The sequence below is a fragment of the Dietzia sp. 111N12-1 genome, assembly GCF_001658045.1.
GTDB lineage: Bacteria > Actinomycetota > Actinomycetes > Mycobacteriales > Mycobacteriaceae > Dietzia > Dietzia kunjamensis.
Window position 1 is genome coordinate 1 of the sequence record NZ_LSSV01000001.1, and the last position, 12,980, is coordinate 12,980.

A 12,980-nucleotide genomic window follows, 5' to 3' on the forward strand; every position below is an offset into this window, starting at 1 on the left:
CCACGGATATGTCAGGAGAGCCGGATTTGGGTGGGGCGCGGGGACGCGGGGGAGATTGTCCACAGGGAGGATTTCTCCACAGGCGGCCTGCATATCGCGGGTTACAGCGGGAGTGCGCGTGTCGGCGTGGGCGAGACTGCCGAACATGGGTGCATCAAAGACAGACGTCCACGACAGTCCCTTTCTCTCGACGTTCGCGCAGCTCGCCCGCAGCGGCCTGGACCACGATGAGATCAACAGGCGGATCGGCGCCGGAACGCTACGGCGGGTGCGGTCCGGCGTCTACGCCCACGAGCCGGAGGAGGCGCCCGCCGGGAGCGGGCCCGATTACGTCCGCAGGGAGCGGGAGTTCCTCGAACGAACTCGGGCGGCCGCGCTCGCGGTGGAACCCGGGACGGTGATGTCGCACGGTTCCGCCCTCGCGCTCTACGGGCTGCCGCTCCACGGGATCTCCTTGGACCGGCCCACCGCCACCCGGCCACGCGAGGGCGGCGGAACGCGGCGCAGTTCGGCGCTCGTGTGCTTCACCCTGCCCGTGGAGGGGGCGACCAGGCTCGTCGACGGCATCCAGTTGACCTCTCCCGCCAGGACGATCATCGACGTCGCACGGACGGTGAGCCTGGAGAGCGGCGTGGCTGCTGCCGATCAGGCCATCCGCCGAGGCATGTTGTCGCGCCCAGAACTCCAGGACGAGGCGGGTCTGGCGAAGGGGCGCACGGGTGTCGGGCGCGCGCGGGCGCTGCCGGAGCTGACATGCGGGTTGGCGGAATCGGTTCTGGAATCGTTGATACGGCTGATCCTGGTGTTCGCGGGTCTCCCGCAGCCCGAGATGCAGGTGTGGCTGTCGGGCCGGAGCGGCAAGCGGTTCCGCGTGGACTTCTACTGGCGAGAATGGAGGCTCATCGGCGAGGCGGACGGCTTCGGCAAATACGGGAACAGCCCGCAGGAGATACGGGAAGCACTGAGCCGCGAACGCCACAGGCAGCGCGATCTGGAAGATGCCGGCTACGTGGTGATTCGCTGGGTATGGGATGACCTGCGGCGTCCGGACGTGATCGTCCGGCGGGTGAAGGACGCGATGCGTCGGCAGGAGCAACTCGGACTTGGCCGCGCGGCGTAAGAGCGTCGCCCGCCGGCAACCAAGAATCCGCTACTCGGAATAGGGATCGGCTGGTCGAATTGGACTAGCGGATCCCTATTCCGGGTAGCGGATTTCGGGGCGGGGGCTGGGGCTGGGGACGGGGCCGGGGCTGGGGCTGGGGCTGGGGCGTCAGCGGGCGCGGCGGGCCAGACGCTCGGTGTCCGAGATGATGACGCTCTTGCCCTCGAGACGCAGCCAGCCGCGGTGCGCGAACTCGGCGAGAGCCTTGTTCACCGTCTCGCGGGAGGCGCCGACGAGCTGCGCGATCTCCTCCTGCGTGAGGTCGTGCGTCACGCGGATGTTGCCGCCCTCCTGCGTGCCGAAGCGCTGCGCCAGCTGCAGCAGGGCCTTGGCCACGCGACCGGGAACGTCGGTGAAGATGAGGTCCGCGAGGTTGTTGTTGGTGCGGCGCAGGCGGCGGGCCAGCACGCGCAGCAGCTGGTCGGAGATCTCCGGCCGCTCGGCGATCCAGCGCTTGAGAGCCGAACGGTCCATGGCCTGCACGGACACGTCGGTGACGCACACGGCCGACGAGGTACGCGGGCCGGGGTCGAAGATGGAGAGTTCGCCGAACATGTCGGACGGACCGAGGATCGACAGCAGGTTCTCGCGACCGTCGGGCGCCTTGCGGGAGAGCTTCACCTTGCCGGAGGTGACGATGTACAGGCTGTCGCCCTGTTCGCCCTCGCGGATGATCACGTCACCCTTCGAGTACTCCTCGCTGGTCAGGTCGTCACGCAGGGCGGAGACGGCTGCCGGCTCCACGCCCTGGAAGATTCCGGCTCTGGTGAGGACGTCGTCGGCAGACTGGTCCGTGCGGCGATCAATCGTCACAGTCTGTGACCCTCCGTTCGGGCGAGGACATGCGTGTCCGCGCCATGGCGTGCGTGTGGCGAAAACCACTGTAGTCGTAAGCGCGTCGGTGGTGGTGGCGACGCGCGATCAGCGGGATGGTTCAGACGTCGATCTGTTCGGGTTCGTCGAGGATCGCGTTCTCGAAACGGTCCATGAGTAGTGCGAATCCGGCGAGGAGGACCGGCACCAGGACGACGAGGATTCCCTGCATCTGTCCGATTATCCACCCCCGGATCCCGTGCCGCACACGCACCCGGGGCGGCGGTTCCGCGCGGCGGGGGCACCGAGCCGTAATGTGGACTCATGCCCGACCCAGCTCCTGCCGTGACGCGCCGCAGACGAGGGGCGGCCGCGAGGGGGGTGGAGACCGACCTCGGGCGCACCCGGCGCGCGAGACGCATGCTCCGCGCCCTCGAGGAGGCGTTCCCGCACGTCTACTGCGAGCTCGACTTCACCAACCCGCTGGAACTGAGCGTGGCGACGATCCTGTCCGCCCAGTGCACGGACAAGCGGGTCAACGAGGTCACGCCGGCACTGTTCGCGCGCTACCGGACCGCCGCCGACTACGCGGGGGCGGACCGGGAGGAGCTGGAGGAGTTCATCCGACCGACGGGCTTCTACCGCAACAAGGCGCGGAGCATCCAGGGCCTGGGCGCGGCGCTCGTGGAGAGGTACGACGGCGAGGTGCCGCAGCGGCTCGAGGACCTGGTCACCCTCCCGGGATTCGGACGGAAGACGGCCAACGTGGTGTTGGGCAACGCATTCGGGATCCCGGGTCTGCCGGTCGACACCCACTTCATCCGGTTGGTGAACCGCTGGAAGTGGACCGAGGCCACGGACGCCGTCCGCATCGAGCGCGAGGTGTCGCGCATGCTGCCGCGGGCCTCCTGGACCGACGCGAGCCACCGGATCATCTTCCACGGTCGCCGGGTGTGCCACGCCCGGACCGCGGCCTGTGGGGCGTGTGTGCTGGCCGACGACTGCCCGTCCGCGGGCGAGGCCGGCCCGCTCGACCCGGTCGCCGCCGCCCGCCTCGTGGCGGGACCCGAGCGCGACCACCTGCTGGAACTGGTCGGACTGGGGGACCACGCGTGAGCGCCTCAGCCCGGTGGTCGCTGGTCGCTCTCGTGGCGATGATCGGCGTCGTCGTCGCACTTCTCTCCACGTTCGGTGACACCGACGACGGGTCCGGCGACCCGACCGCCGCCCCCACAGCACCTCCCGTGGGCGCCCCGCCCGCGGACGAGCCGCGCACCGTCGTGGACCCCGCGGTCCGCGCCGAGGCCGGGCTCCCCGCCTGCCGCGACAGCGCCGTGCCCGCCACCACCACCGGCCCCGTCGCCGGACTGATGGTGCGCTGCATGGACGACGGCTCCACCACCACGCTCGGCAAGATCCAGGCCGGCACGCCCATGGTGGTCAACATGTGGGCCTACTGGTGCGAACCGTGCCGCCGTGAGCTGCCCGCCATCCGTGACGCGCAGGCCACCCTCGGGGACAAGGTGAAGGTGGTGCTCTCGCACACCGACCCGTCCGAGACCAAGGGGTTCGACACCCTCGCCGCGCTGGGCATCGAGGACCTGATCTCGGTCTCGGACCAGGACGAGGAGCTGCCGACCGTGCTCGGCGCGCCTCCCGTCCTGCCCCTGACGCTGTTCGTCCGCGCCGACGGGACGGTCGCGCACGTGCTGGTCCAACCCATGGACAGTGAGCAGGACGTGCTCGACGCCGTTGCCGAGCACCTGGGGGTGACCGCGTGAGCAACCCCGCGAACGGGCCCGTGCCCCGGCCCGGCGACGTCACCGGCGTCCCGCACCCCGCTTGGATGGACCCCCTCATGACGGCGTGCACCGACGGCAGCTTCGACGGGTTGCTGCCGAGACGGCGTCCGCCCGAGGACCGCGGTCCCAACGAGGTCGGCCGGCCGCACCGCGACGCCGCCGTCCTGGTGCTGTTCTCCGGCTCGGAGGACGCGCCCGGCCCCCAGCCGCCCAGCGATGCCCGCGTCCTGCTCACCCACCGAGCCCCCACGCTGCGCAGCCACTCGGGTCAGATCTCGTTCCCCGGCGGCGGCGTCGACGACACCGACAGCGGCCCGGTGGAGGCCGCCCTGCGGGAGGCGTGGGAGGAGACCGGCCTCGACCCCGACGGGGTGGACGTGCTCGCGGTGCTCCCCGAGCTGTACATCCCGGTCTCGAACTACTCCGTCGCACCGGTGCTCGGATACTGGCGGGAGCCGATGGAGGTCGACGTCGTGGACCCGGGGGAGACCGCGCGCGTGATGACCGTGCCGGTCGACGAGCTGCTCGATCCCGCCAACCGATTCCTGCTCCGGCACACCACCGGGTGGACCGGCCCGGCGTTCCAGCACGACGATCTCGTCGTGTGGGGCTTCACCGCCGGCATCCTCGCCGCGATGTTCCACTCCGCCGGATGGGACCTGGACTGGGACACGTCCGACATCCGGGACCTCGAGAAGACCCTGGCCGCGTCCGCGAACGGGGAGCAGCACCGCATGTCGGCCGAGGAGGCCCGCCGCGAATCCGCGGACCCACTGGCCGATCGCACCGTCGCCGGCGTCCCCGGGCTGAGCGCGCGCGCCGCCGCCGGCGCCGTCGCCGGTGGCACGGCCCCCGACGGCGAGCTGGCCGGAGACCGCGAGCAGCCCGCCGACGGCGAGGAGTCGCTCGACCTGCCCGCGGACAATCCTCGGAGGGGGTACCGGTGACGGGCTCGCAATGGCTCGACCTGGCACTGTTCGCACTCGCCGCGGCCGCGGCGATCTCGGGCTGGATCAACGGGGCCGCCGCGTCGGGCTTCGCGTTGCTCGGGGTGGGCATCGGCGCGACCTCCGGCCTGCTGGTGGCCCCGCACCTCGTGCGGGAGATCGACTCGCCGTTCGGCAGGCTGTCCGCGGGGCTGGCGATCATCGCGGTGATGGTGATCATCGGGCAGGTCGCCGGCGTCACGATCGGCCGCGCCGCCAGGCGCTACATCGCCGGATCCGGTGCACGACTCCTCGACAGCACGGTGGGCGCCGTCCTCCAGTCCGCGGCCATGCTGCTCGTGGCCTGGCTGGTCGCGGTGCCCATCGCCGCGCAGGAGGGACCCGGGCTGGGCAAGGCGGTGCGGGGGTCGTCCGTGCTGGCCAAGATCGACGACGTCGCCCCCGAACAGCTGCAACGGATCCCCGCGACGTTCACCTCGGTCCTCGGCACCACCGGTTTCCCGGACATCCTCGGCCCCTTCGGGACCACCCCGATGCAGGAGGTCCCACCGCCCGATCCGGTCCTCGCCGGCTCCGAGGTGGTGGCCCGCGTACAGCCGTCCGTGCTGAAGATCCGCGGCCGGGCCGAGTCCTGCAGCCGCGCGCTGGAGGGGTCGGGGTTCGTGGCCGCGCCGGGGCTCGTGATGACCAACGCGCACGTCGTGGCGGGCACCGAGTCCGCGACCGTGGTGTCCGGTGATGACGAGCTGGACGCCGAGGTGGTGGTCTACGACCCCCGCGTGGATATCGCGGTGCTGCGCGTGGACGGGCTGGACGCTCCGGTTCTTCCCTTCGCCGAGAACCGTGCCCGCACCGGCGACGACGCGATCGTCGTGGGCTACCCGGGCAACGGGCCCTACCGTCCGGACGCGGCACGGATCCGCGAGCGTGTGACCCTGCGCGGCCCGGACATCTACCGCGAGCAGACCGTCGAGCGCGAGGTGTACATCCTGCGGGGCTCCGTTCGCGAGGGCAATTCCGGCGGACCGCTGGTCACCCCGCAGGGGCAGGTCGCCGGTGTGGTGTTCGGCGCCGCGATGGACGCCGCGGACACCGGGTACGCGCTGACCGTGGAGCAGGTGCTGCCGCAGCTCCAGCTCGCGGTCGATGCGCAGGAGTCGGTCTCGACGGGGCGGTGCGTGGGGCTGCCCAGCTGATCACCGCGGGGCCCGGCCGGCGGGGCTGGCCGGCGAGGCCCGGCCGGCGGGGCTGGCCGGCGAGGCCCGGCCGGCGGGTCGGAGTCCCGGCGGCTCAGAGCGGGGTGACGCGCCGCGCGAAGTCCACGATCAGCCGGGATGTGGCGTCCGGGGCCTCCATCGCGGGGTAGTGCCCGGCCCCCGGGACCAGTTCGGTGGTGAAGTCGCGCGCCCACGCCGAGGACGCGCGGACGGTGGCCGGCAGAATGAACCGGTCCTCGGTCCCACTGATCCCCAGCACGGGCTGCGGCAGGACGCCCGAGACCGCGCGGCGGAAGTCGCGGCCGTCCGGACGGAACTGGCTCCGCACCATCCAGCGGCGGCTCTCCAGGGTCAGGTGGGCGACCTTCGGGATGAGCATGGACCGCCTGAGCAGGTCGGCGGATTCGCGGAAGTTCTCCGTGTCGGGCCACGTGGGCCCGGATCGACTGCGGAGCATCTCCTCGACCACTGCGGCGCCGTCGCGGGTGAGGTGCCGCTCGGGCAACCGCGGCGCCTGGTCCGCGAGCAGGCGAGGCACCAGCGCACGACGCTGGGAGCGGTCGAGCAGTGCGGCGCGCCGGGTGGCGATCGGGTGGGGAGAGCCGACGACGACGAGGCCCCGCACCGCGCGTGGCCGGCGGTAGGCGGCGGTCCATGCGATGAATCCGCCCTCGCCCTGGCCGACGACCACCGCCGAGGAGTGACCGAGGGCCCGGATGAGGTTGGTCATGTCCGCGGCCAGGGTCCACCCGTCGTAACCGCGCGGCGGCTTGTCCGAGTCGCCGTGGCCCCGGAGATCGACGGCAACGGCATGGAACCCGGCGTCGGCCAGCGCGAGCATGGGCGCCCGCATCGTCCACCAGATTCCACTGAGACCGTGGATCAGGAGGACCAGAGGGGGGAGTCGGCCCGGCGGGGTGTCGGCCGGCAGCGCCTCGGCGATGTGCAGGCGGATGCCGTTGGCCGAGACGTCACGGTGCCGCCACGACCCGTCGATCCTGACGATCGACGGGTCGGGCGGCCGGTGAGCGGGAGTTCTCAGGACTTCGACGCGGGCAAGGGCGTCTCGGTGACACGCACCGTGCCGGGCCGGGGCTCGTTGCCCTTGGGCATGGCCAGCTTGAGGTCCGACACCGAGTCGATGGTGCGCTGCGGCTTCCGGATCTTCTTGACCTTGCGGTAGCCGAGTAGTCCGAACACCGCCGCGAGCAGCACCAGGACGACGAACACGATGAGGAAGCCCATCCAGTCCCAGGTCTTGGTGCCGAACCACATCGAGATGAGCTTGGCCCACATGAACACGAACGGGAAGAAGGACATCAGCAGCAGGACGAGGGCCGCGACGAAGAAGCCGGACCCGGTCGCGGCCTTCTTCACCTGCTCGGTGACCTCGGTCTTCGCCAGCTCGATCTCGGCACGGACCAGTGTCGACACCTGCGTCGTGGCGTTCTTGACCAGGGTGCCGATACTGGCGTCGCCACGGCCGATCGAGTCAGCGTCATGCAAGGGGATCGAGGCCTCGGTCGGCTTGTGCGTTCCCTGGGCGTGGCTCACGGTTGTTCCTCCATAGTCCGGCGACGGATGCACCGTCGTCCATCGTGCCACGTCACGTGGCGGTGTTCACCCGCTACCCGTCAGCCGCGCGTGCCCTTCTCGCGGATCTGGTCCATGATCGTCGGATCCGACAGGGTCGAGGTGTCGCCGCCGTCGCGGCCCTCGGCCATGTCCTTGAGCAGGCGACGCATGATCTTGCCGGACCGCGTCTTGGGCAGCTCGGGCACGATCGTGATGTCGCGGGGCTTGGCGATCGGGGAGATCTCCCGCGACACCTCGGCCCGCAGCTCGTCGATGAGCTTCTGACGATCCTCCTCGGCGTCCACGTTGCCCCGCAGGATCACGTACGCGACGATCGCCTGGCCGGTGGTCTCGTCGTTGGCGCCGACGACCGCGGCCTCGGCGACCGCGCGGTGACCGACGAGGGCCGATTCGACCTCGGAGGTCGAGATGCGGTGACCGGAGATGTTCATGACGTCGTCGACGCGACCGAGCACCCACAGTGCGCCGTCGGCGTCCCACTTGGCGCCGTCACCGGCGAAGTAGTAGCCCTCCTCGGCGAACCGGGACCAGTAGGTGTCGCGATAGCGCTCCATGTCGCCCCAGATGCCGCGGAGCATGGCCGGCCACGGCTCGGTGATCACGAGGAAGCCCTGCTCGTCCGTCGCGACCTCCTTGGCGTCGCCGTCCACGATGGCGACCTCGATACCGGGCAGCGGCCGCATGGCGGAACCGGGCTTGGTCTCGGTGACGCCCGGGAGCGGGGAGATCATGATCGCGCCGGTCTCGGTCTGCCACCAGGTGTCGACGATGGGAGCCTTGCCGCCGCCGATGTTCTCGCGGTACCAGCGCCACGCCTCCGGGTTGATCGGCTCGCCGACCGAACCGAGCAGGCGGATCGAGGACAGGTCGTGCGCGGCCGGGATCTCGTTGCCCCACTTCATGAACGTCCGGATCAGGGTCGGCGCGGAGTAGTAGATGGTGACGCCGTACTTCTCGATGATCTGGAAGTGACGGTGCTCGTCGGGCGAGTTCGGGGTTCCCTCGTAGACGATGCACTCGGCGCCGTTGGCCAGCGGGGCGTACACGCCGTAGGTGTGGCCCGTGACCCAGCCGACGTCCGCCGTGCACCAGTAGACGTCCTCGCCGGGCTTGTGGTCGAAGACGTTGTGGTGGGTGTACGCGGACTGGGTGAGGTACCCGCCCGAGGTGTGGACGATGCCCTTGGGCTTGCCGGTCGTGCCGGAGGTGTAGAGCAGGAACAGCGGGTGCTCCGAGTCGAAAGCCTCCGGCGTGTGCTCGGTGGACTGCTCGGACATCGCCTCGTCCCACCAGACGTCACGGCCGTCGGTCCAGTCCACATCGAGACCGGTCCGGCGGACCACGAGCACGTTCTGCACGGACTCGGCGTCGCCGTCGGCATCGACGCCGTTTCCGGAGAGCGCGTCGTCGACCCCGGCCTTCAGCGGTGCGGGCTTACCGCGCCGGAACTGTCCGTCGGCGGTGATGACGAGCTTGGCCTCCGCGTCGTCGATGCGGGAGCGCAGCGCGTTCGGTGAGAATCCGGCGAACACCACGGAGTGGGTCAGGCCCAGGCGGGCACACGCGAGCATCGCGATGTAGACCTCGGGCAGCAGGGGCATGTAGATGGCCACGCGGTCACCGGCGACGAGGCCGAGCGAGCTGAGGTAGTTGGCCGCCCGGCTGACCTCGTCCTTGAGTTCGGCGTAGGTGATGTCGCGGGCGTCGTCGCCGGGCTCGCCGATCCAGTGGATGGCCACACGATCGCCGTTGCCGGCCTCCACGTGGCGGTCGACACAGTTGTAGGCCACGTTGATCTTGCCGCCCACGAACCACTTGGCGACCGGCGCGTCAGACCAGTCCAGGACCTCGGTCCACTCGGTGTCCCAGTCGAGTCGCCGAGCCTGCTCCTCCCAGAAGGCGAGACGGTCGCTCGACGCGCTGTCGTAGAGGTCGGCCTGCGCATTGGCCTGCGCGGCGAAGTCGGGGTCGGGAGCGAAGGACTGGTCGTGCTCGGGAGCGGTCATCAGCGGCTCTCTCTCGGGATCAGATTTCACGGACGGCCGGGATCGTCACGGCGGAAGCGACCGGACCGATGTATGTGAGCGTAGTCACATGCGGCGCACCGTGTTCGGGATCTGGCCCGGCGGGGGGAGGTCGGGGGAGGCCTGTCCGATTCCGTTCACTCGCGAGGGGGGTTCTCGCCCTTCGAGGAGCCGTCGTCGGACGGCGGCCCGGCGGGTGTGGCGGGCCCCGGGCCGGAGGACTTCGCGGGTTCCGGGGTGTCGGTCGACGAGGATGAGGTCGCGGAGCTCGTCGTCGTCGACTCGTTCCCGCTCTCCGACGTCGCGCCCGTCGGTGCCGTGGTCCCGGTCGATGCGGGTGGGGTAGCCGGCCGGCGCGGCGCGCCGGTGCCCGACGACGTGCCCGTTCCCTCTGCGCTGTCTCCGACCGCGGCCCCGCCGCCGCTCGCCGGCGTGCCGCTGGTCGTCCGGGCGCTGTCCGTCTTGCCCGCACCCGCCGGGGTGTCCGTCTTGTCGGCGACGGCTGTCTTGCCGACGCCTGCCGTCTTGCCGGTGCCCTCGGCATTCCCGGCGCCTGCCGTCTTGCCCGCGCTCGTCTCCTTTCCGCCGCTCGGCGCCGACTCCCCGGTCGCCGTCCCGGGCCCGGACGCGGAGGTTCCGCGAAGCCGCGTGGGGGTTTCGATGCCGTAGTACTCCAGCAACCTGGCCTCCTGCTCCGGCGTGAGGGCGTCCTCGGTGTTGTCGGGGCGCGGGGAGTCGCGGATGACGGCGCGGGTGTGGTCGACATGGAGTTCGTCATCGAGGAGTCGCGCGCCGTGGAGAGGGACGATCGCGTCGGCGGAGAAGATCCCGGTGGCGACGGTCGCGAACGTCGCCTTGCCACTGGCATCGTCAACGTAGATCTGGCGCACGGTGCCGACCTTGGCCCCGGTCGAGTCGAAGGCGGTCGCGTCGAGCAGCGCGTCGAGCTGGTCCTTGAGATTCACGAGGGCCTCCGGGATCGAGGTGTAGGGGCTGAGCCGGGCGCGTGCCCCGACGGATTGGGCTGATTACACCAGCTCGACACCGGTTGAGGCAGCTGAAAATCACCTGTGTCGGCCGATTCGCGCCGGGTCGGTAACCTCGACCCGTGACCTCCACCGCCCCCGACCCGCTCGCCCCGCTCCTCGCCCTGCCCGGTGTGGCCGAGGCCGCGGACGCCGCCCGGGCAGCCCTCGCCTCGGTGCACCGACACCCCGCCAACCGCCGCGGATGGCCCACCACCGCCGCCGAATCGGTGCTGCGGGGTGCGCGCGCATCGGCCGGCGTCGAGGGCGCGTCCGTCCGCCTGGACACCGACGGCGAGCAGGACGAGGTGCTCTCGGCAGCGCTGCGCGTGGCCGGGGAACTGACGGGCGAGTCGCTCGACCGCGCCGTGTCCGTGTGGACCCGCTCGCCCCTCCAGGAACTCGCCCATCTGCACCTCCTCGCGGCGTCCGGGCCCGGGGTGGACCCTCAGGGTCTCGGCCGGCCGCGCCCGGAGGCGGGGGTCGCCGAGCGTCTCCAGGGCCTCGCCGAGTTGATCACCGGTGGCACCCGCGCGCCGGCGCCCGTCCTCGCCGCGGTCGTCGTCGGCGAACTCTCGGGCCTGCGACCGTTCGGGTCCGCGGACGGGATCGTCGCCCGGGCGGCGTTCCGCCTGGTCGGGGTGTCGACCGGGCTCGACCCCCATGGCCTGGGCGTGCCCGAGGTGACCTTCTATCGGGACCCGGAGGCACACCGGGCCGCCCTGCAGGGATACATGAGCGGCACCGAGGAGGGCGTGACCGAATGGCTCCTCCATTGCTGTAGAGCCCTCGAGGCCGGCGCGCGCGAGGCCACCTCGATCGCCGACGCAGCCGGGGGCTAAGCGGAGCGCGCCGGTGGCCGAACGGGCCGGGCGCGCGCGAATGGCGGGCCGACCGGAGTCGACCCGCCAATTCACTGCGGTGCATCGAGAGATCCGGGTACCAAGCGTCCTGTGATCCGCCGTGTCGCCGGTCCGGGACAACCGTCGGTGACGGCTGGCGCGGACCCACGGCTGGTGTTGCCTCTCGGGCGTTATCCGTCGCGTGGGTTTCCGAATGTCGATGACGGTGAGGAGGGCGGGGGGCCGTGACTTCTCTTCCGTCCCGGTCCTGGCGTCTTCACCACCGTGCCCTGAGCATGCCGCCTGTGACCGGCCCGGGGCGATGGTGGGATCGCACAAGGAACACGGGAACTCGTGGGGGAGTCCGGCTATCGCCCGTGCCCGTCGCCGACGCCGATGATGAGGTGTTGCCGACGCACCGCACGGGCCCGCCCCGCCGCCGCGCGCACCCGATGGTGCGCGCTACCGCCCCGCGTGTCGCGCGGCCCGGACGAACGACACGGTGGCGGACCCCACGGCCAGGACGATGGCCGCCACCCCAACGATCGGCCCGGTCGCCCGTTCGAGCGTGGGCAGCAGCGGAGTGGGGTTCTCGAACGTCAGGATCGGCCAGCCCCGCTCCAGCGCCTCGCGCCGCAGTGCGCGGTCGGGGTTGATGACCGTCGGGTGGCCGACCATGTCGAGCATGGGCAGGTCGGTGGAGGAGTCCGAGTAGGCGTAGCTCGCCTCGAGGTCGTAACCGTAGCGCTCCGCGAACGCGCTGATCGCCTCCGCCTTGCCGGGACCCTGGCAGTAGAACTCGATCGATCCGCCGTAGCGGCCGTCAGCGTCCCGGTTCATCCGCGTGCCGGCGTAGTGGTCCACGCCGAGCATCCGGGCGATCGGCGCCACCAACTCCTCGCCCGAGGCGGACACGATCACCAGGTCGTGGCCCAGCGCGCGGTGCTCGGCGAGCAGGTCCTGGGCCTCGGCGTACACGGTCGGGGAGACGGTCTCCTTGAGTCCCTCGGTGACGATCCGCTCGACCTGCTCGGGCGACCACCCCTTGGTGGCGGTCGCCATGGCCTGACGCACCTTCTGCATCTGCTCGTCGTCGGCGTCGGACAGGCTGAACGCCAGCTGCGTATAGGCCAGATCGATCACCGACCGTCGCGACAGCAGTCCCTCGCCGAGGAACGACTTGTTGAACGCGAACACCGAGGAGGTCGCGATGATCGTCTTGTCCAGGTCGAAGAACGCAGCGACCCGGCGAGGGCGGTGCGACATCCTGGGGCCCGGTGGGCGTGGGGCGGACACGCCCCAACGATACGGTTCTTGTGCTGGCGACGCAGATGGGCGATACTGACGGTGCCCGTGATGGGCATCCCCCTAAGGTGCTCAGTTCATCCCCCCGAGAACTGACACTTCTGAGAGACCGCCGCACCCCCTGCCGCGGTCTCTCGCATTTCGCGGGCTCGGCTGTACCGGACAGCTGCCGACGCGCCCACCGCACAGTGCCCTCGCGAGCTTTCCCCGCGGCACGTTGTCCACAGCCCCGTCCCCCTCCACAGGC

At 71.0% G+C, this 12,980-nt stretch carries 12 protein-coding genes; 6 read left to right on the forward strand and 6 right to left on the reverse strand.

The features are described 5' to 3' along the window. Nucleotides 1-118 precede the first annotated feature (118 nt). Nucleotides 119-1,120 carry a hypothetical protein gene (locus AYO52_RS00005; protein ID WP_156523473.1) on the forward strand — a complete coding sequence of 334 codons (1,002 nt, stop codon included), beginning with the start codon at nucleotides 119-121 and terminating at the stop codon, nucleotides 1,118-1,120. A gap of 150 nt (nucleotides 1,121-1,270) precedes the next feature. Here AYO52_RS00005 and AYO52_RS00010 read toward each other — a convergent pair whose 3' ends face one another. Beyond that, nucleotides 1,271-1,975, reverse strand: a complete 705-nt coding sequence (locus AYO52_RS00010) for a Crp/Fnr family transcriptional regulator (protein ID WP_067711408.1) — start codon at nucleotides 1,973-1,975, stop codon at nucleotides 1,271-1,273. A 324-nt stretch (nucleotides 1,976-2,299) separates the two neighbouring features. Between AYO52_RS00010 and nth the strand changes: the two genes are divergently transcribed. The 4 genes from nth to AYO52_RS00030 are packed head-to-tail and all read left to right on the forward strand — an operon-like array spanning nucleotide 2,300 to nucleotide 5,920. After that, nucleotides 2,300-3,091: an endonuclease III gene (gene nth, locus AYO52_RS00015; protein ID WP_067711411.1), complete on the forward strand. Its 792-nt coding sequence runs from the start codon at nucleotides 2,300-2,302 to the stop codon at nucleotides 3,089-3,091. After that, on the forward strand, nucleotides 3,088-3,756 hold the full coding sequence (locus AYO52_RS00020; protein WP_082923648.1) for a thioredoxin family protein: 669 nt from the start codon (nucleotides 3,088-3,090) through the stop codon (nucleotides 3,754-3,756). The genes nth and AYO52_RS00020 overlap by 4 nt, the downstream gene beginning before the upstream one ends. After that, nucleotides 3,753-4,724 carry a CoA pyrophosphatase gene (locus AYO52_RS00025; RefSeq protein WP_253701678.1) on the forward strand — a complete coding sequence of 324 codons (972 nt, stop codon included), beginning with the start codon at nucleotides 3,753-3,755 and terminating at the stop codon, nucleotides 4,722-4,724. Before AYO52_RS00020 ends, AYO52_RS00025 begins: the two co-directional genes overlap by 4 nt. Then, nucleotides 4,721-5,920, forward strand: a complete 1,200-nt coding sequence (locus tag AYO52_RS00030) for a MarP family serine protease (protein WP_067711414.1) — start codon at nucleotides 4,721-4,723, stop codon at nucleotides 5,918-5,920. Before AYO52_RS00025 ends, AYO52_RS00030 begins: the two co-directional genes overlap by 4 nt. A 94-nt stretch (nucleotides 5,921-6,014) precedes the next feature. On the opposite strand, the gene AYO52_RS00035 is transcribed toward AYO52_RS00030, so the two are convergent. The 4 genes from AYO52_RS00035 to AYO52_RS00050 all read right to left on the reverse strand — a co-directional run bounded on the left by AYO52_RS00035 (nucleotide 6,015) and on the right by AYO52_RS00050 (nucleotide 10,526). Continuing rightward, nucleotides 6,015-6,884, reverse strand: coding sequence for an alpha/beta hydrolase (locus tag AYO52_RS00035; RefSeq protein WP_156523485.1), 870 nt, complete (start codon nucleotides 6,882-6,884; stop codon nucleotides 6,015-6,017). 95 nt (nucleotides 6,885-6,979) lie between these two features. Next, nucleotides 6,980-7,495, reverse strand: a complete 516-nt coding sequence (locus AYO52_RS00040; RefSeq protein WP_067711418.1) for a phage holin family protein — start codon at nucleotides 7,493-7,495, stop codon at nucleotides 6,980-6,982. Between the two features lie 80 nt (nucleotides 7,496-7,575). After that, entirely contained in the window at nucleotides 7,576-9,543 is a 1,968-nt protein-coding gene (acs, locus tag AYO52_RS00045; protein WP_067711421.1) for an acetate--CoA ligase, read from the reverse strand. 155 nt (nucleotides 9,544-9,698) lie between these two features. Further along, on the reverse strand, nucleotides 9,699-10,526 hold the full coding sequence (locus AYO52_RS00050; RefSeq protein WP_067711424.1) for a PRC-barrel domain-containing protein: 828 nt from the start codon (nucleotides 10,524-10,526) through the stop codon (nucleotides 9,699-9,701). Nucleotides 10,527-10,669: 143 nt separating this feature from the next. Here AYO52_RS00050 and AYO52_RS00055 point away from each other — a divergent pair, with 143 nt between their 5' ends. Next, a complete protein-coding gene (locus tag AYO52_RS00055) occupies nucleotides 10,670-11,428 on the forward strand; it encodes an oxidoreductase (protein WP_067711427.1) in 759 nt (252 codons plus the stop codon). Nucleotides 11,429-11,890: 462 nt separating this feature from the next. Here AYO52_RS00055 and AYO52_RS00060 read toward each other — a convergent pair whose 3' ends face one another. Beyond that, the gene (locus AYO52_RS00060; protein WP_096906146.1) at nucleotides 11,891-12,724 is read right to left on the reverse strand and encodes an HAD family phosphatase; all 834 of its coding nucleotides are present in this window, start codon (nucleotides 12,722-12,724) and stop codon (nucleotides 11,891-11,893) included. Nucleotides 12,725-12,980: the final 256 nt, after the last annotated feature.